This is a genomic window from Granulosicoccus sp. 3-233 (assembly GCF_052681095.1).
Window position 1 is genome coordinate 477,109 of the sequence record NZ_JBQYLE010000001.1, and the last position, 17,612, is coordinate 494,720.

Annotated in this window: 17 protein-coding genes; 6 read left to right on the forward strand and 11 right to left on the reverse strand. The window is 57.7% G+C overall.

All coding sequences use genetic code 11. The features are described from left to right. Position 1 precedes the first annotated feature (1 nt). The 7 genes from ACUNV4_RS02155 to ACUNV4_RS02185 form a co-directional block, all read right to left on the reverse strand. A complete protein-coding gene (locus ACUNV4_RS02155; RefSeq protein WP_430876840.1) occupies positions 2–1,039 on the reverse strand; it encodes a sll0787 family AIR synthase-like protein in 1,038 nt (345 codons plus the stop codon). Next, the gene (locus ACUNV4_RS02160; RefSeq protein WP_430876841.1) at positions 1,036–1,578 is read right to left on the reverse strand and encodes an MSMEG_0567/Sll0786 family nitrogen starvation N-acetyltransferase; all 543 of its coding nucleotides are present in this window, start codon (positions 1,576–1,578) and stop codon (positions 1,036–1,038) included. The genes ACUNV4_RS02155 and ACUNV4_RS02160 overlap by 4 nt, the downstream gene beginning before the upstream one ends. Beyond that, positions 1,578–2,717 (reverse strand): MSMEG_0568 family radical SAM protein, encoded by a 1,140-nt coding sequence (locus ACUNV4_RS02165; protein WP_430876842.1) that lies wholly within the window; start codon positions 2,715–2,717, stop codon positions 1,578–1,580. The genes ACUNV4_RS02160 and ACUNV4_RS02165 overlap by 1 nt, the downstream gene beginning before the upstream one ends. Next, positions 2,641–3,684, reverse strand: coding sequence for a Nit6803 family nitrilase (locus tag ACUNV4_RS02170; RefSeq protein ID WP_430876843.1), 1,044 nt, complete (start codon positions 3,682–3,684; stop codon positions 2,641–2,643). The genes ACUNV4_RS02165 and ACUNV4_RS02170 overlap by 77 nt, the downstream gene beginning before the upstream one ends. Further along, positions 3,672–4,154 carry an MSMEG_0572/Sll0783 family nitrogen starvation response protein gene (locus ACUNV4_RS02175; RefSeq protein ID WP_430876844.1) on the reverse strand — a complete coding sequence of 161 codons (483 nt, stop codon included), beginning with the start codon at positions 4,152–4,154 and terminating at the stop codon, positions 3,672–3,674. Before ACUNV4_RS02175 ends, ACUNV4_RS02170 begins: the two co-directional genes overlap by 13 nt. Before the next feature lie 340 nt (positions 4,155–4,494). Continuing rightward, on the reverse strand, positions 4,495–5,376 hold the full coding sequence (locus ACUNV4_RS02180; protein WP_430876845.1) for an endonuclease I family protein: 882 nt from the start codon (positions 5,374–5,376) through the stop codon (positions 4,495–4,497). A 270-nt stretch (positions 5,377–5,646) separates the two neighbouring features. After that, entirely contained in the window at positions 5,647–6,228 is a 582-nt protein-coding gene (locus ACUNV4_RS02185) for a hypothetical protein (protein ID WP_430876846.1), read from the reverse strand. A 58-nt stretch (positions 6,229–6,286) separates the two neighbouring features. Between ACUNV4_RS02185 and ACUNV4_RS02190 the strand changes: the two genes are divergently transcribed. The 4 genes from ACUNV4_RS02190 to ACUNV4_RS02205 all read left to right on the forward strand — a co-directional run bounded on the left by ACUNV4_RS02190 (position 6,287) and on the right by ACUNV4_RS02205 (position 10,271). Further along, on the forward strand, positions 6,287–6,880 hold the full coding sequence (locus tag ACUNV4_RS02190) for a Crp/Fnr family transcriptional regulator (protein ID WP_430876847.1): 594 nt from the start codon (positions 6,287–6,289) through the stop codon (positions 6,878–6,880). Between the two features lie 619 nt (positions 6,881–7,499). Next, a complete protein-coding gene (locus ACUNV4_RS02195) occupies positions 7,500–8,894 on the forward strand; it encodes a multicopper oxidase family protein (RefSeq protein WP_430876848.1) in 1,395 nt (464 codons plus the stop codon). A 16-nt stretch (positions 8,895–8,910) separates the two neighbouring features. Further along, positions 8,911–9,390: a c-type cytochrome gene (locus ACUNV4_RS02200; protein ID WP_430876849.1), complete on the forward strand. Its 480-nt coding sequence runs from the start codon at positions 8,911–8,913 to the stop codon at positions 9,388–9,390. Continuing rightward, entirely contained in the window at positions 9,387–10,271 is an 885-nt protein-coding gene (locus ACUNV4_RS02205) for a c-type cytochrome (protein WP_430876850.1), read from the forward strand. Before ACUNV4_RS02200 ends, ACUNV4_RS02205 begins: the two co-directional genes overlap by 4 nt. Positions 10,272–10,470: 199 nt before the next feature. Here ACUNV4_RS02205 and ACUNV4_RS02210 read toward each other — a convergent pair whose 3' ends face one another. The 3 genes from ACUNV4_RS02210 to ACUNV4_RS02220 form a co-directional block, all read right to left on the reverse strand. Continuing rightward, complete coding sequence (locus ACUNV4_RS02210; protein WP_430876851.1) at positions 10,471–11,709, reverse strand: multidrug effflux MFS transporter; 1,239 nt, start codon at positions 11,707–11,709, stop codon at positions 10,471–10,473. Continuing rightward, positions 11,706–12,164, reverse strand: a complete 459-nt coding sequence (locus tag ACUNV4_RS02215) for a MarR family winged helix-turn-helix transcriptional regulator (RefSeq protein ID WP_430876852.1) — start codon at positions 12,162–12,164, stop codon at positions 11,706–11,708. Before ACUNV4_RS02215 ends, ACUNV4_RS02210 begins: the two co-directional genes overlap by 4 nt. A 192-nt stretch (positions 12,165–12,356) precedes the next feature. Then, positions 12,357–14,156: a sensor histidine kinase gene (locus tag ACUNV4_RS02220; RefSeq protein WP_430876853.1), complete on the reverse strand. Its 1,800-nt coding sequence runs from the start codon at positions 14,154–14,156 to the stop codon at positions 12,357–12,359. Positions 14,157–14,364: 208 nt separating this feature from the next. Here ACUNV4_RS02220 and ACUNV4_RS02225 point away from each other — a divergent pair, with 208 nt between their 5' ends. Both ACUNV4_RS02225 and ACUNV4_RS02230 read left to right on the forward strand, forming a co-directional pair. Continuing rightward, entirely contained in the window at positions 14,365–14,991 is a 627-nt protein-coding gene (locus tag ACUNV4_RS02225) for a LysE family translocator (protein ID WP_430876854.1), read from the forward strand. A 213-nt stretch (positions 14,992–15,204) separates the two neighbouring features. Then, positions 15,205–16,557, forward strand: coding sequence for an amidase (locus tag ACUNV4_RS02230; protein ID WP_430876855.1), 1,353 nt, complete (start codon positions 15,205–15,207; stop codon positions 16,555–16,557). A 33-nt stretch (positions 16,558–16,590) separates the two neighbouring features. Here ACUNV4_RS02230 and ACUNV4_RS02235 read toward each other — a convergent pair whose 3' ends face one another. Next, entirely contained in the window at positions 16,591–17,526 is a 936-nt protein-coding gene (locus ACUNV4_RS02235; protein ID WP_430876856.1) for a LysR family transcriptional regulator, read from the reverse strand. Between the last annotated feature and the right edge of the window lie 86 nt (positions 17,527–17,612).

The window sequence follows — 17,612 nt, forward strand, 5'->3', positions numbered from 1 at the left end:
ATCAGCAGCTCTCCGTGGAGTCGGGTTGTGAATGTGGGGAGGCAGGCAGCGTCTGCGCCAAGTGGTCAGGTTTGGTGGCGCAACCGGTCAAGGGCTCTCTGGCAAGGTTGCGTACCACGGCGCGTTGGCCGTTCTGACTGATGGCCAGCTCCTGCGTCGCGTCGATGCTGCCGATGGCACTGGCCGCAATGTCTCGGCTCCCGAAATGACGGATGACGCGGTCGAGGTTTGCGGGTTTCACTGCCATCAGGTAACCAAAGCTGGGAAAGGTACAAAGCCATTGCTCCAATGGGTAGTCCGCGGGTTGCGGGATGGCGTCGAGATCCAGGGTCATGCCGACACGGGAACTCTCGGCAAACAGGGCACAGGTGCCGATGATGCCGCCCTGGCTGATGTCCTTGGCAGCGACACAAAGCTCTGCTTCAGCCAGCGTTGGCATGAGTTCAAGGTCGGCGCGAACACGCTGCACCGGCGCGTCGCTGGCGGCGTCCCAGAATGGCCAGGGGGCATGCTGTCGACCGCGCAGATCCACGGCCGCTACCAGCAAGTCACCAGCCTCGGCATCGAAACTCGTCAGCAATCGATTGGCAAATCCCAGTATCGATACCGAAATGGCGAGATGAGGCGCCTGCAGATTGGCATGTCCGCCGACGACGGGTATGCCGGTCAGTGATGATGCTGCTCTCAGGCCCTGCAGCAGCGGAATGGCCTGCTCCGCCGAAGGGGCCCACAAGGCATCGACCACCGCGGTGGCCCGTCCGCCCATGGCCTGGATATCGGAAACGTTGACCCACAGGGCGGAGAAGCCGGCAAACCACGGCATCTGCTCGACGAATGCGGGCAGCATGGCTTCGCATGCCAGCAGGTTCCAGCCGTTGCTTACCTGGATGGCGGCGGTATCATCGCCGACCCGAATGGCATCGTCGTCTCCAATGCCCAGCGCCCCGACGACGGGCTGGATATCTTCCTTGCCACGCAGACCCGGACTATCAGCCAGACGTTGTGCCAGCTGTTGTAGTGTATCGACAGAGCTGTTCATGCTACGGCTGCCGTGCGACGTTCGCCGTCGAGTACGCCACTGTGAATCGGAGGGTAGTGGGCAAGGTCGGCCTCCATCAGGTGGTGTGATTTGCCATGCAGTGACATCTCGCCCAGCGACCACCAGTGCAGTCGCTGGAACAGCAGCACATTGGCTGATTGCACATGTGCCAGAAAACGTGTGCAGCCTTTGGCATGAGCCGTGGACACGGCCAGTCGGATCAGCGAGGTTCCAAGGCCTGCCTGGCGACGGTAGGCTCTGGCCACGGCCAGACGGGAACCCCACCATTCATCGATGTTGTCGCTGGGGTGTATGCGTACGGTGCCGATGACGTGACCATCCTCACCCAGCATGCGAGAAACAGCGACAATCGGTGTGGCGATGCGATCGATATCGTCCCGGTCATCGCCGCTGAAGATGCCCTGTTCCGCGCAGAAGACGTCGCGGCGCAACCGGGCGGCGGCATGGCGCTGCCAGTCCTGTGAAGCAATGCAGACGCGGTGGGTCGGTGATACGTAAGGCTGGAAAGGCTCGTACATCAGATGACCTCCGCAGAGGCGTGGCTGCCTTGCCGTTCGTAGGTAGACAGGCTGGAGCACGCACCGCAGCGTCCACAGCCTGCCTTGATGGAGGTGCGCGTCATGCCGGCCCGTGCCAGCATGTCACCCAGCGGTTGCAGTATTTCATGCATGAATTCAGGGCGTGGAGCCGGGTGATCCTCCAGCGGTGTGCCGGCGATCGGAACGAAAGGTACGACAAAGGGGTAGACACCGATATCTATCAACGTTCGGCTCATGGTGAGGATGTCCTCTGCGCTATCGCCCAGGCCCGCCAGAATGTAACTGGATACCTGTCCATGTCCGAATACCGGCACCGCTGCTTCGAAGGCCTGCAGATAACGCTGCACGGATACTTCAGCCTTGCCGGGCATGATGGCATCACGTACCGTGGGGTTGACGGCTTCCATGTGCATGCCCAGTGCATCCACGCCGGAGTCGCGCAGTCGCTGAAACCAGGCATCATCGTCAGGTGGCTCGCACTGCGCCTGTATGGGCAGATCTACCGCGGCCTTGACCGCGGCGGCTGACTCGGCCAGCACCGCGGCTCCCCGATCGGTGCGATTGGGAGTTCCGGTGGTCATGACCATGTGCTTGACACCATCGAGTTCGACGGCCGCCTTTGCCACTTCGGCCAGTTGCTCCGGTGTCTTGTGCGCCAGGGTCCGCCCCGCTGCCAGTGATTGACCGATGGAGCAGAAGCGACAGGTCTTGCGACGACTCTCATAACGGATACAGGTTTGCAGTATCGTGGTAGCCAGAACATCCGTGCCGTGCAACAGGGCGATCTGTCTGTAGGGGATGCCGTCGGCGGTCTCCAGGTCGTAGAATCTCGGGTTCACGGGAAAACTGACCGTGCCCACCCGGCGACCATCCTTTTCCACGATACTGCTGCCATCAGCGTCCGGAGCCAGCGCCGTATAGGGCGAGGCGAAAGCGCTGGCGGTATGTACAGGAGCCATGATGGTGACTCCGTTGACGACGAGGCCCTTGTGGTCGGACGGGCCGGCACCGCCGCGACGACTCGGCGCACCGGCGTTCGGATCAACCAGACGCAGTCCGTAAGACTGCAGTTCGTTGATCAGTGTCTGCGGGTTCATGGTGATCGCATCTTGAGTCATCGTCTGTGCTCCTGTCTGAGGGTTGATTGCTGTCGTGCGACAAGGATTTCGGTGCACTGTCTATCAGCAGGCTGAGCAGTTCCGGTCGCGCGTAATGCCCGACAGAATCCATCATGCGTTTTCGTTTGGTACACAAGGCCAGATCCATATCGGCAATGACCAGGCCTTCGCCTTCACGCAGTGGATCGGCCAGATGCACACCTTCCGGTGAGACAATGGCCGAACAGCTGCCGCCCGAGAGTGCCTTGTGGAAATTGCCACTCGGATCGATGAATGCCTTCTGTTCCTCACTCAGCCAGCCGGTGGCATTGATGACGAAACTGGCAGCCTCCAGAGCATGCTGGCGTATGGCCACCTCCATCTGATCGGCGAATACGGCACCGACCATGGAGCCGGGAAACTGGGCAACATGGATCTGCTCGTGCTGTGTCATCAGGGAGAAGCGTGCCAGTGGATTGAAATGTTCCCAGCAGGCCAGTGCTCCGAGTCGTCCGACGCGGGTGGGGACGACCTTCAGGCCGGAGCCGTCGCCTTGCCCCCAGATCATCCGTTCATGGTAGGTCGGTGTGATCTTGCGTCGCTTCAGAACCAGTGTGCCGTCAGCATCGAAGACCAGCTGAGTGTTGTAGAGGGTGCCGTGATCGCGCTCGTTGACACCGGCGACAATGACCATGCCATGCCGACGAGCCGCTTGTGCCAGGGCGGCTGTCTGTGGCCCGGGTACGACGACGGCCTGCTCGTACAGACCCAGGTGCTTCTTGCCGATACTGACTGCCGGTTCGATGAAGGAGAAGTACGGGTAATAGGGCAGGAAGGTCTCGGGGAAGGCAATGATATCCACGCCCTGTGCCGCAGCATCGTCGACACAGCCGAGCACTTTTTCAAGTGTCGCGCCCGGTGTGTCGAGTACCGGTGAGAGCTGCGCAGCGGCAGCTCTGACCAGTTCACTGTTGCCTACAGTGTCCATGTGTCCAGGATGAAAGCGCCGTCGCGACGGTGCAGCAATACCAGATCGAGCACATCCTGTGGAGCGATGGGCGTGATGCCTTCCTGCAGAGAGGGTTCTCCATGGCCATACAGTGCCTGCAAGGCAAAACGACAGGCGTAGACCTTGCCACCTTCGTCCATGAACGCCTTGAGCTGCGCACTGAAGTTCTGATGACCGGGGAAAGCTTCATCGCCCAGCTTCGGGAAGCCGCGAACGATGCCCAGGGTGACGCCAGGGCCATAGAGCAGGATGGACGTCTCGAAGCCCTTGCGGATGAGGCGCTTGCCCTGCAGCATGTTGACCAGTCCGATGGAGCCTTCGAAGGCCACCGTGTGGAAAGTGATCAGTGCCTTTTCACCGGGTTCGGCCTGAACATCTTCGAATACTTTTTCTTCGTAGTCCACCAGAGAGTCGCCGATCTGGTGCTTTGGGTAGGTCACTTCTGCCATGTCAAGTCTCCGAAAGTTGTTGAGGCGGATGCTGAACTGCAACATCCGGCACCTCGTGCCCGGCCTCGATTCAAGCTCCGTTTCCGGAGTGCCTGAAGCGAGATCCCGTTGACGCGGTACACAGACTGTCATGCGGGTTTGCGTGCCATCCGGAAATCTGCACTCTTTGCACTCAATTGACTGACACAATGCACTCACTCGATGACATCAACCGAGTGGTTTCATTGGGGGGCGACTTCAACGCCTGCACTCTGATGGAACGCTGACTGGCCCTATCGCACGGTTTGTGTGCTCGGAGTGGCGGGGATGGCAGGCTGCGGGAGAAGGTTCCGGAAGTCGATTATGGGCAATCGAATAGATAAACGGCTTCCACCAGACTTGGCTTGTCGACAAAGACATTGCGATTGCCCTGTGCCGCAGCCACGACCTCATGTCGCGCCTCCTCCTTTGGCGAGACAGGATCAATGCAATGCCAGGTCAGCAGGGTGTGTAAAGGCCCCAGTTGTCGCCGTGACGGGTCAGCCACCTCGGTCAGCGTCAGATCCGGTAGCCCGGCGTCCGTCTCGATGCCGGTGTCTCCTTCGTAGCGCACATCCATGTAGAACAGGATGCGTGCGATATCACCCTTGACTTCATCGGGTGGTTCCCAGGCATGGCTATCGACGCGGCACAGAGTGCATTCCCGATGGGGCGTCATCGCCACATCGAAGACCTTGTTGCCGCGGGATGAGTTGACAGTGCGATCCGTTGGAACCAGATTGTGCAGGTCCCGATCAGCCGCCGTGCCCTTCAAGCCGTAGGAGCGGGGCCACAGGTGTTCGCGGTTCCAGTAGTCGGGTTCGGCCTGATCGGATCCGGAGGCACGTTGGGACTTGAGTACCGTGCGTCGGGTATAGAACAGGGTCATTTCCTTGTCCGAGATGGCAGCGCCTTGCTCCAGGATCTGCCATCCTCTGGAACGAGCCAGCCACTGGTGATTGCTCATCTGCCGGTGCAGGCGTGCTCGCAACGCGGCCGCCTGGCGCAGATCCTCTGCGTGATCTTGCGCGTTTTCTCTGTCGGTTTCGTTGGACGGCGGGTGTCCCTTGTTGTCATTGGAGCAGCAGGCGCTCAAGACGAACAGGCAGACTGAAAACAGCGCGACGACGGGCGCGAATGGCTGACGAGTACCTTGTATGGCGTTCCATTCAACCGGCTTGTTCTTGATGTCGCGCAGTGGCATTTCCTCGTTCCTTGCATGGTTGATTGCCAGAGTCTTGCCATGCCGGTACCACCAAGGGCTGATTCGACAGTGCGATGTATGGCAACGCCATGCGAAGTGTCATCCAGCGGGATTGTACGCTGGAGAATGATATCAGTACGACCTGTCATCGGATCACGTTTCTGGCCAATGGTGCAGGGGTACCAGGACCAGATGCTCAGGACAGCCGAGTCGCCGGCCTGCGGATCATCACGCAATGGCTTGACAGGCTGCTGTCCAGACAAACCCTGTTCAGTGCCCGTTGCCCAGAGCGATGTTCAGATGATGCCTCTGGTGGTGTGAATCCAGTGACATGAATCCGTAGAAGCCCAGGGCTTTCAGGCGGGTCAACCGGGAGTGAGAATCGGCAGTGATTTGAAGTATTGCGCCTTTGTCGGTAAGCTTCACCGTGATGTCCCAGTGGCGCGAATGCCGAAGAGCGCGGGCATGTGCAGGTACCATTCGGTGTATTGCCGCTACGGCCTCGGCGGTGCCGGTTACCGTGAACTGAATGAGAGAGTCGTCGAGAATCTCGGTGAAAGACTGCGTGAGCAGCATGAGCTGGTTCATGTCGACCAGATGCGAGTGCAATGCATCCAGATCGACGGTGGCCCAATGGGTGTCCTTGTCAGTGTCCAGAAGTGCGGTAATCTCTATCATCGCCGCGAATGTCGACTGACCACTATGGTGCAGTAATGGCGCTTCCTGTTGATTCTGCTGCTGCAGCTCCGACTCGGCATTCCCATGATTTTCATGAGATACGCCATGGTTTGTCTGCGGGTATGCCTGCTGAGTCAATGCAAGCCCAATCAACAACGTGCTCAGTCCTTTCATCAGTGTGCGCCTCTTCTTGGTATATCCTTGATATTGAGCTTTTGCAATCATCGCGTATATGATTCAGATCATGTCCGAGCAGTCATTACCCGAGCCGTTCAACGCGATTGATGCCAATGGGAAGCACACTCGGGAACTGACGGCGGGGCAGAGCCTGTTCATCAGGGGAGATCCAACCACGGGTCTGTTCTATCTGCAGTCCGGAGCCATTGACCTGAACCGGCAGACCGTGAGTGGTCACAACATCATTCTGCATCGCGTGCGTGCAGGCGAAACGTTCGCTGAAGCAGCGCTGTTCAGTGACTTCTACCATTGCACTGCTGTCGCAACCGAAGACTCTGTTGTGGTCGAATGCCTGCGTGGAGCAATCGACATGTGCCTGTCTGGTGATAGCGACTTTGCGCGACAACTGGCAAGGCATTTCGCCTTTCAGGTTCAGAGCAGCCGGCGTCATGTGGAGCTGTTGTCAATCCGCTCCGCCGAAGATCGCATTCTGCTGGCCATGGAAGATGGACTGTTGGGAGAGGATGTTTCCGCATTTGCCGAGCTGATCGGACTGGCGCAGGAAACGGTTTACAGAACGCTGAAACGTCTCACTGACAACCGCAGGATCGAGAAAACGGCACGCGGGAGATACAACTTGCTCAGCTGAATACCGGAAATCTGGCTACGCTGGATTCCGACGTGTCGACGCTGTCAATCTTGAGTGCTCTGCATGGAAGGTCTGGTCAGGAGACATGACAGAATGGTGGCGATCGGTTCCATGAATTGACTGGCAGCTACCGGTTTACAGGCGCTGTTATTTGAATTATCTCGCAGCAAATCCGCTGTCGTTTTCGCAAGAGGTGAACTCAGTTGCTTGATTTCCGTGCATGTTACGCCGCTACGCTGTGTATCCGGGTACCCGACTTGTTACGATAAGTTGATGAAGTCACATCGCAGAATGGGCAGACTCGGCAGCATCCTGAGAGGCAGCTGGAGCATGGCGCTCACCATTTTCCCGAGCCTGTGTGTCGCAACGCCTGTACAAGTGTGTTCAGTGGCCGGCACATCCGAGCGATCATCCGGCCATTCCGGTGTCGGAAATTGCACTGCTTCGCCAAAACCTGCCGCCTGTCTACAGGCCTCCAAGAGTGTGAATCGCGCCGGTTTCCCGGTATCTTGCGGAAACTCAACCGCTCCGGAAATCCTGATTCGTGGCTGAGCTTACTCATGTTCTTGCCTCGAGGGTCAGTTTCTGGAAATCTCCAATTCAGTGACGGACAGGTATCATGGATCGTCGATCGTTCATTCAATGCAGTAGTGTGCTGGCACTTTCACCCCTCTTGCCGGCGATGGCCGATACGTCCGGGTCGGTTGATATCACGGCGCGAACGGGTGAAGTCAATATAGTTGGACCGGACTTTCCGGCCACCGATGTCTGGGGGTTCGATGGCCAGGTTCCCGGCAAGCTCATCAAGACAGGCGTCGGGCGACCACTCGAGGTCGGGGTAGTGAACAGGCTGCAGGTTCCGACTGCCGTACACTGGCATGGGATACGGTTACCCAATGACATGGATGGAGTTGCCGGACTGACGCAAGCCCCCATCAATCCCGGTGAAACGTTTCGCTACCGGTTTACACCACCCGATGCAGGTACCTACTGGTATCACTCCCATGTCAATGCATATGAACAGGTAGGGCGCGGTTTGTACGGTCCTCTGATCGTGGCGGAAAGGGAGCCACCCCGGGTTGATCGTGATCTCGTGTGGATGATCGATGACTGGCGTTTGCTGGAGGATGCTTCCATCAGTGACGATTTCGGTGCGGGTCATGATCGCTCTCATGCCGGACGCATAGGCAATGTCCCTACCGTCAATGGACGGTTCAGGTATATCGTCAGGGTACGCTCGGGCGAGCGGCTCAGACTTCGATTGATCAATGCTTCCAACGCGCGGAACTTCGCCTTGTCGTTTGGCGATCTTAGCCCTTCTGTCATTGCCATCGACGGGCAGGCTGTGACCCCTTACAGACTGGATGCTCCTCTGGTCATCGGTGCAGCTGGCCGCGTGGATCTGATCATCGACATGATGGGAGAGCCGCATAGCACCATGGCGGTGACGGACAGCTTCTATCGGGAGTCATTCGACCTTGTAAAGTGGGAATACGATGATGTTCCGTTGAGGGACGCTCCTCTGGATACCCCCATTGCGCTGTCGTCGGGCAGTATTCCTGAACCCGACCTGAAGGATATCAGTACCCATCGGGTCGTTATCGCCGGCGGTGCCATGGGCGGCTTGCGACGCGCCAGGCTCGATGGAGAGTGGATGGGGTTGCGGGACATTGCTCAGCAGGGTTATGTGTGGGCAATCAATGACACGGTGGGCAACAAACTGGACATGCCGCCACTGATCGATGTGGCAAGACAGGCATCGGTTCGACTGCTGCTTGACAATCAGACAGCGTTCCCTCACCCCATGCACTTGCATGGACATCACATGAAACTGCTTGCCATCAACGGTGAGCCATTGGGGGAACCCCGGTGGGTCGATAGTCCTTTGCTGATGCCCAATAGCACCATGGAGCTGGCGTTCGTGGCAGACAATCCCGGAGACTGGCTGTTTCACTGTCATGCTCTTGAGCACCATGCGGCCGGACTCGGTGCGCTGGTGCGTGTGCGGACCTGACTTGCGGAGGTACACCATGGTGATAGAAAGAATGTCAAGGCCTTTCCTGCTCGGATTGAGTCTGAGTGCAACGATTGCCGGAGTGGCCTATTCTCACCAGGGGGCGACGGGCGTGGTCAAGCAACGAATGGATGCCATGGGTGAGATGGGAGATCACTCCAGCGCAGTTGCTGACATGTTCAAGGGCAAGGCCGCCTATGATAGCCAGGTCATCGCCTCTGCCGCGAAGGTCTTCGTTCAGCATGGCAAGACTATGACAAGCCTGTTTCCGGATACGGACATGAGTCGAACAGGCAGTCAGACGGAAGCCCTGCCGGCCATCTGGACGCGCTGGAGCGACTTTTCCGATCTGGCTGATGAATTCGTCACTCGCAGCGAAGAACTTGCAGTGCTTGCCACTACGACAAATGACAAGCGTGTTCTCAAGCGGAATTTCTTCAAGACCACGAAGAGCTGTTCTGCCTGTCACAAGCAGTTTCGTGAAACAAAGAAGTGACTGCCAGGGTTCTGACTCGTGTTGCCGCACTGCTTGTACTCGCGGTTGTCGTCGGGTACTGGGTGGTGGCCACAGGTCTGCATTCGGAACGAGTGGCCTCGCTGGATCTGTCATCACTGACCGGCGATACTCGAGAAGGCGAGTATGTAGCCCACACTGCCGGTTGTGTGGCCTGTCATACCGATGCCTCGAATGGAGGCTCGTTCCTGGCGGGCGGTGTCGCTTTCAACACCCCATTCGGTACGCTGTATTCACCCAACATCACCAGCGATTCTCGAACAGGTATTGGTGATTGGTCGCTGACGGAGTTTGCAACCGCGATGCTGGCAGGAGTGTCGCCTGAGGGGGAACACTACTATCCGGCGTTTCCCTACACCAGCTATAGTGTCATGAGCGATCAGGAACTGGTGGACCTCAAAGCCTGGCTCGACACGGTCGAGCCCGTGAGTCAAGTCACGCCACGACACGATCTCGTCTGGCCGCTCTCCAACCGTTCGAGCATGCTGGGTTGGAAAGCGTTGTTCTTTGATCCGGATCGTGAAATTCAGACCACGGATCGAGGCGGCTATCTGGTCAATGGTCCCGGACACTGTGCGGAATGCCATGCCTCGCGCAACCGGTTGGGAGGGGTGGCAGATCGCGCGCTTGTGGGCAATCTTCGAGGGCCAGACGGGCAGTCGGTTCCCGGTATTACGGCGTCAGATCTGAGGAACTGGACTCAGGAGGATATGGAGCTGTTTCTGGAAGTCGGCATCCTGCCTGACGGCGACTTCTCTGGTGGTCACATGACTGATGTTATCGAATACAGTACGGGTTTACTGACGCTTGAAGATCGGCAGGCGATAGCGCGTTATCTGTTGTCGGGAGCCAATGGATCATGATCAAGCAGCGCCGGGACAGGTCGACACCGTGTACCCTGATGGCATTGTGCAGACGACCTGATCGATTGCCTGATCCTGCTGTTCCATCGTCAGTCCGGACGCTCACTGGTGCGCAGCGCTTCGCATCCCGCGATAACGTCCGTGCATTCTTCGAAGATCCGGTCCTGCCTGGCGCTGCGAGTCAGATCCGACATCTGCCTCAGGTGTTGAGCTGGACACCGGAATGAACGAGTTTGCTCTGCACCGATGAGCGAGCAAAGAATATCACCGCGAGGAGCACTGCGGCTGCCATGACCACTGCCATTGGCAAGGCATTGTGTTCGCCGCCCAGGCCCACCAGGGGAGACGCGAATCCGCCGAGTGTGAACTGTGTGGCGCCGAGAACGGCCGAGGCGGTGCCTGCATGGTCAGCAGCCTGACGAATGGCCAAAGCGCTGGAATTGCCCATGACAAGTCCGATCGGTGCTACCGTCATGAAGATGGCGGGCACCATGATCATCGGTCCGGCATTGGCGAGTACGCTCAGAAGTACCAGCATGACACCGGCCAGAATCACGGCAAGACCATAAGTCGTGAGACGACGGGCCCCCACGTTGCCCACCAACCAGGCAGACAGAACACCGCCCAGTATCATGGCCGAGGCGTTGGTGCCGAAGGCGATGGCATAGGCCGTGGGTGAAAAGCCGAGAATATTCTGATAAACGAAGGGTGAGGCGGCGATGTAGCTGAACAGCACCATGAAGGTAAAGCCCGTGGTCAGGCTGTAGCCGACATAGCTTCGATTGCCTGCCAGCATGCGCATGATGGCCCATAGCTCGGTGATTCCACCCTCGGTGCGCTTCTGCGGTGGCAGGCTTTCCTTGACGCAGAACAGAACGCCGAGCAGGGAGATCAGCGAGAGCAGTGCGATCGTTGCAAAGATGGCACGCCATCCAGCCAGCGAAACGATACCTGTACCCACGATGGGCGCGAGTACCGGCGCCAGACCGCCGATGATCATCATCAGCTGGAACAAGCGAGCCGAGTCGGTTTCATTCTGGCTGGTATCGGTGATGATGGCGCGAGCGAGCACGATTCCTGCAGCGCCGCCAATGCCCTGCAATGCCCGTAGTGCAATCAGTGATTGTATATCGGACACCACAACGCACAGGCCGCCAGCCAATATGGCAAGACTGGTACCGATGATCAGCGGTTTGCGTCGCCCGTAGCGGTCCGACAGGGGGCCGATCAACAACTGCCCGAGGGCCAGTGCAACCAGGAAGCTGGTGAGGGTCATCTGGATCTGGGCCGCGCTGGCATTCAGGTCCTGTGCTATCAGAGGAAAGCCGGGCAGGTACATGTCCGTGGCCAGTGGCGCGACCGCTGACAGTAGCGCCAGGATAACGATGGAAAACAGGGCAAGTGGCTTGCCCTGCAGAGAATGATCGGGCAGTTTCATTGTCGACCTCTTGATGTGTTGTCTGGAGTTATTCCGCCGAGAGCCTGACGCAGTTCGTCAGTCAATTCGGCCAGAAGCAGGGCCTTTTCGCGCCCCAGAGTGTTTTCGATAAGTTCATCCATCTGTTTCCAGGTGCGATAAACATCCTTCAGCTGTCTGCGACCCGCATCGGTCAGACTGAGCACATCGCAGCGTCGTTCATCCGGATGTTGTGTGCGGGATACCAGGCCGAGTTTTTCAAGTCTGCCGACCATGGTGCTCATGCTGCCGGCAGTGACATTGGTGACGCGAGCCACCTCAACCTGAGAGGCACTGCCCAGTATGTCCAGCGCATTCAGTACCCTGGCCTGCTTGGGGCGGATGTCCGCAGGTGCCAGCTTTTCACGCAGCCTGTCCTCGACAAGGTCAGCGGAATGCAGCAGTTCGTGGAATCGGTAGTGAGTTGTGTTTGTCATGATGCCAATAGAATGGCATCAGATACTTTGTATTCAAACTGTTTGCATGGAATGTGATTGAGGCCAGACAGTCACAAATAGGCTGGCTGACAGCGTATTGTTGTCGATGCAATGACTTGGCATCACCCCCTCCAGCTGGAAGAGGAACGTGCCCGGATGCCAGCGGAGAGCGTCAACAGGTCTGCGGTGGAATCAATGTTCCAGGCCGAGGCGCTCGTCGGCGAGGTTGCTCGCCGTGACGAGCAGGTCATGGATGCGAGGAAGCAGCGTGTCGGCTGAAACCGGTTTGTTGATGACCGGTATGCCACTGTCACGCAATTGCCTCAATACATCGACCGCCGTGTCGCCAGTGATCAGTATGGCAGGGGTGTCATTCAGTTCGGCATGTTGTCGAAGCTGATGAATCAGGTCGATACCGTTGCTTGCCTGTGCCAGCCGGTAATCACTGATGATGATGTCGGGGCGCAACCCGACATCGAATACCAGTTCCAGGGCGCGTTCGCTGGTTCCCGTGGGTGTGACTTGCATGCCATTCTGTGTCAGTACACTGGACAAGGCGTTCAGCCCGATGGCATCGTCATCAATCAGCAGTACGATCTTGTTGCGCAGTATGGCGGTATCGATGTCTTCTTCGATTATCGGTCGATTGCCGTCTGCTGATGCCGATATCAGTTCGAAGGAAAACACGGTTCCCTTTCCCATCCGGGAACGCAGATTCAATGAAGTGCCGAGCAGTTGGGCGATTCGCGTGCAGATGGCCAGCCCCAATCCCAGACCTTTCTCACTATCGCGCTGAGGGTTTCCCAATTGGTAGAACTCCCGGAAGATTTCCCGGTGCTCGCTTTCCGGTATGCCGATGCCGGTATCCCAGACTTGCACCAGAATCTGTTCCCCTCTGCGACGAAAGGCAACCATCACCGTGCCCGAATGTGTATGTCTGATCGCATTGCTTACCAGGTTGCCGATCAGCCGACGCAGCAGCACGAAATCGGTGCGTATTCCACCATGGCAGGCCACGACCTTGAACTTGATATCTTTCTCTGCAGCCAGAGACTGATAGTCCGATTGTATGGAGGTTGCTATGGAGGCGATCGGAAATTCGCTGATCTGCACCTTCAACGCCCCCGCATCCAGTTGGGACAGATCGAGCAAGGATGACAGCAGACTGTTCAGATTGTCGACGGCCTGGCTCAGATGCAGGTAGAGCGACTTGCCTCGTTCCGAACCGAGTTCGGATTTGATCGAATACGACAGCAGGGACAAGGCATGGACTGGCTGTCTCAGATCATGATTGGCTGCTGCCAGAAATTGGGTCTTTGCCCGGTTGCTGCGCTCGGCCTCCAGCTTCTGCTCCTGTAATCGTTCGACCAGGTCGAGATTGTCGAACCGCAGCTTGATGCCAGAGTAGGCCTGTTCCCTGACCTTGCGAGCAACCCCGATGACCATGGCGAGATACAGGATCAACATGCCACCGAGCACGGCGTCGTCGAAATCTCCACGAATGAACAGGTTGAGGGACAGCAGGCTGATGGCCGGAATGGCGTAGGCGAGGTAGCCCGGCATCCAGTAGGAAGAAATGATGATGGCACCGGCCGCCGTACCCACCACCAGCACATACAGAACGGTCTGCTGACTCTCCGCGCCGGGAATGAAGAACAACCAGCCGGAGATTCCCCAGAGCAATCCGGAAACCAGACAGGAGGCGGTGAAATAGTGTCCCCAGCGATAAGGTGACCGATCAATCGCAGGCTGACGCTGGTAGGCCAGGGCCAGAGCAATGCGCGCGACGTATATACCGATCGAGGCGATGCACCAGAGGACTATCACGCCATGAGGCAGCAGCGACCAGTAGAGCATGACAACGATCAGCGGAAAGAATATCTGCAATCGGCTGACATCAATCAGATTGGCATAGACGAAATCGATCGCCTCGACCGCAACTCTCTGTTCGATGCGTGGGCTGGCGAAAGGGTGTTGCAGAAAACCGACCATCCGGGATCATTCGAATCAGGAGACAGCCGCCAGACTACCCGATTATGCGCAAGGCCGATGTCGGATGGTAGCGGTCATGGCAAGAGGGAATGCAAGGCACTGGATTTCCCGCAGGCAACGATGGCAGAATCGGCAGGAGGGTACAAGGTCACCGAGAGGAGCGGGGCAATTCAGTCCTGACGGGTGGCCCAGCAAGCAAGGAAAATCCATGATCGATCAGACGACGTTATTGACCTACCTGGCCATATTGCTGGGCTTTGTGCTGATCCCGGGACCGGCTGTGCTTCTGACACTGGCGCGTGCCACGGCGGGTGGCACCCGGGTTGGAATCGCAACCGGCCTGGGGATAGCCACCGGGGATGTCATTCACACCGTTCTGGCCGTGGTCGGTATCTCGGCCGTTGTTCTCGCCTCCGCAACGCTTTTCACCGTCGTCAAGTTCCTGGGGGCTGTCTATCTCGTGTATCTGGGAGTCCGGGCCATGCTGGAAAAGGTCGACCCTGCCCAGGCGAATTCGCGGCCATCGCTGTCGGCAGCTCTGGCGTATCGACAGGCCGTGCTGGCAGAAGTCCTGAACCCGAAGTCAGCCATGTTCTTTCTCGCCTTTCTTCCGCAGTTCGTGAAGCCGGAGAATGGCGCAGTCTGGTTACAGCTGACGCAACTCGGCTTGCTGTTCGTCTTCATGGGGCTGATGACCAATATCGGTGTTGCCTTCAGCGCCGGGCATCTGGGTGGCTATCTGCGCCGCACGCCCGTCATCGCTCGTTGGCAAGGCAAGTTTGTCGGTAGCATCTATTGCGCACTGGGTGTGCGCGTTGCGCTGCAGGAGCGTTGAAATACCGCCTGGCAGGGTGAGGGCGATAGGTGGCAACGACATTACCGGTATTCCACACAGGCGTGTTTTCGGCAGAGTGTTCCAGTTGCTGGGGATATCCACGTTTACGAAGGTGGCAGAGTCTGTTCACTGCCGTATATAGTTGCTTGCTTGGCCCCACACCGAGATTGATTCCGTTCCCCGACAATCCATCATGATCAATGCTTCAGGACAATGAATAGCGAACTCAAGATGACTGCCAGTGACGTAGCACGTCTACTCTACAGCGGTGAGATGACATGCGTTGACCTGATCACGGAACTGCTTTTACGGATACGCGACAGCGCCGATCAGTCGATTTTCATCACGGTGACCGAGGAGCAGGCGTTGGCGGAAGCTCGCGCCAGCGATGAACGCCGAGCCCTTGGTCAGACGCTGGGACCCTGGGATGGAGTTCCACTGGCCTGGAAGGATCTGTTTGATACCAGAGGAGACATCACCACGGCAGGCTCGCGTGTGCATGCAGATGTGGCACAGCAGGATGCAGCGATCGTGGCCGTCTGCCGTCAACACGGTCTGATATCACTGGGCAAGACCAATCTGTCCGAATTCGCCTATTCGGGGCTGGGCCTTAACCCGCATCATGGAACACCGGTCAATCCAGCGTCGAGCAACGATGCGCGTGCGCCCGGTGGCTCGTCTTCGGGTTCAGCTGTCGCTGTTGCCGCCGGACTGGTGCCGATTGCCGTGGGCACGGACACGGCAGGATCGGTGCGCGTTCCTGCAAGTTTCTGTGGTATCGCTGGTTACAAGTCGAGCCAGAGCCGGTATCCATCCGAGGGCATTTTTCCACTGTCACGAAGCCTGGATTCTGTGGGTCTGTTTGCCCATGACATGGACGACATCATCATGCTGGATGCGGTCATGCGTGGGAAGGTCGTCGAGCAGCTCGGTGAGTCGAGGCTGTCCGAACTCTCGTTCCTTGTTCCCGACAACGTCGTGTTCGATCAGATCGAGGATGATGTTCTTGCGTGTTTCGAAGAGACAGTCAAGAGACTGAAAAACGCCGGTGCACGAATTCGACGAGAGCCGTTTCCCATATTCGATGAAGTGAGCCAGCTTTTTCAGAAACACGGTACGTTGACGGTCGCAGAGGCAGCAACCTTGCATCAGAACCTGTTGGCCAGTGCCGAGGCAGAATTGATGGATCAGCGTGTGCGTGAGCGCATGGGGACGGCATCCGCTTATACGGCGCAAGACTATATTCAGCTACAGTGGGCCAGAGAACGCTTGCAACAGCAAACCGCAGAGTCACTGGGCGATACCTTGCTGTTGTTTCCCACGACGGTCATCACGGCACCCTCCATTGCTGCTCTGGAAGCCGATGACGAGCACTTCAGGCAGGTCAACCTGCTGACACTCAAAAATACCATGCTGGGCAACTATCTGGGAACGCCTGGTGTCAGCCTGCCCATTGGCAAGGATGGACAGGGCCTGCCAATCGGGGTATTGGTATCGGCAGCTGTGGGCCAGGATGATCGCTTGTTGAGTGTGTGCAAGGCGGTGGAATCCGCACTGATGCAATAATGCAAGGCGGTATGGCGCAAGAGCCATGGACGGCTATTGCATGCCAGCCTCCAGTACCTCATCCAGACTTGTCTGAATGTTCTCCCCCAGGGTTTCCGATACGACACGGCAGATTCTGGGCAGCGTACGGCGAGTGCTGATGGCGACGCTGATACTCTGAGCAGACACGCTCTTGTCGGATACCGCTATGGCTACCAGTGATCCTTCCTTGAGCTCGTGAGCTGCATCCAGCTGGGAGGTGAGCGCGATGTGGCTTCCCGCCAGCACCAGCTGTTTGACCAGTTGCAGCGAGTTGGTGACCACAGGCGGTCGTTCTTCGGTGAACATCCAGGCGTGCTGCGTTTCCAGAATCCGACGGATGATCAATGATCGGCTTTGCAGCACCAGCACCTGTGAGCGTATGTCCTTCAGGGTCACCGTCTTGCGAGCGGCCAACGGGTGTTCTGCTGCAACAATGCAAACCAGAGGCAGTGCGGCGGTCCACACAAGGTGCATGTCGCGTTGCGGCTTCATGTTGAAGGCCAGGGCGATGTCCGCCTCGCCGGCGTCCAGTGCAGCCACTGCCTCATCAGGCGTCATGATCTCCACATCGATCCGCACCTTCGGATAGCGTGCTGCAACTGTACTGAGGAAACGCGGTATCGGACCATTGACCAGGCTGTCCATAGTGACAAGTCTGATGTGACCCAGATCGATACCCTGCATCTGTTTTATGTCCGACCAGATTCTGTTCTCGTCAGCCTGCCAGCGCCTGATCAGCACTATCAGTGTTTCACCCGCAGCGGATAGTGTCATGCCCGTGCTCTGGCGATCAAACAACTGTACGCCGAAACGCTCTTCGAGTAGCACGATCTGACGATCGATAGCGGATGCGGAAATGCCTATGGCGCGCGACGCGGCCTGTATGGACCCGTGCTTGGCCACGGCGTCGACATAGTTCAGACCTCTGGGAACAAGGTGTAGCTGCATGGTAAGCCATTCTGTTTTTCAGAATGCATTGTTCTTCATAATGTTATGGATGGCAATGCTTTTCTGAGGCAGACTCTGCATCGTAC

Bases quoted from the DNA above. Each gene is read 5' to 3' on its own strand.
- ACUNV4_RS02155 (WP_430876840.1), bottom strand. From the start codon at position 1,039: ATGAACAGCTCTGTCGATACACTACAACAGCTGGCACAACGTCTGGCT.
- ACUNV4_RS02160 (WP_430876841.1), bottom strand. From the start codon at position 1,578: ATGTACGAGCCTTTCCAGCCTTACGTATCACCGACCCACCGCGTCTGC.
- ACUNV4_RS02165 (WP_430876842.1), bottom strand. From the start codon at position 2,717: ATGACTCAAGATGCGATCACCATGAACCCGCAGACACTGATCAACGAA.
- ACUNV4_RS02170 (WP_430876843.1), bottom strand. From the start codon at position 3,684: ATGGACACTGTAGGCAACAGTGAACTGGTCAGAGCTGCCGCTGCGCAG.
- ACUNV4_RS02175 (WP_430876844.1), bottom strand. From the start codon at position 4,154: ATGGCAGAAGTGACCTACCCAAAGCACCAGATCGGCGACTCTCTGGTG.
- ACUNV4_RS02180 (WP_430876845.1), bottom strand. From the start codon at position 5,376: ATGCCACTGCGCGACATCAAGAACAAGCCGGTTGAATGGAACGCCATA.
- ACUNV4_RS02185 (WP_430876846.1), bottom strand. From the start codon at position 6,228: ATGAAAGGACTGAGCACGTTGTTGATTGGGCTTGCATTGACTCAGCAG.
- ACUNV4_RS02190 (WP_430876847.1), top strand. From the start codon at position 6,287: ATGATTCAGATCATGTCCGAGCAGTCATTACCCGAGCCGTTCAACGCG.
- ACUNV4_RS02195 (WP_430876848.1), top strand. From the start codon at position 7,500: ATGGATCGTCGATCGTTCATTCAATGCAGTAGTGTGCTGGCACTTTCA.
- ACUNV4_RS02200 (WP_430876849.1), top strand. From the start codon at position 8,911: ATGGTGATAGAAAGAATGTCAAGGCCTTTCCTGCTCGGATTGAGTCTG.
- ACUNV4_RS02210 (WP_430876851.1), bottom strand. From the start codon at position 11,709: ATGAAACTGCCCGATCATTCTCTGCAGGGCAAGCCACTTGCCCTGTTT.
- ACUNV4_RS02215 (WP_430876852.1), bottom strand. From the start codon at position 12,164: ATGACAAACACAACTCACTACCGATTCCACGAACTGCTGCATTCCGCT.
- ACUNV4_RS02220 (WP_430876853.1), bottom strand. From the start codon at position 14,156: ATGGTCGGTTTTCTGCAACACCCTTTCGCCAGCCCACGCATCGAACAG.
- ACUNV4_RS02225 (WP_430876854.1), top strand. From the start codon at position 14,365: ATGATCGATCAGACGACGTTATTGACCTACCTGGCCATATTGCTGGGC.
- ACUNV4_RS02230 (WP_430876855.1), top strand. From the start codon at position 15,205: ATGAATAGCGAACTCAAGATGACTGCCAGTGACGTAGCACGTCTACTC.
- ACUNV4_RS02235 (WP_430876856.1), bottom strand. From the start codon at position 17,526: ATGCAGCTACACCTTGTTCCCAGAGGTCTGAACTATGTCGACGCCGTG.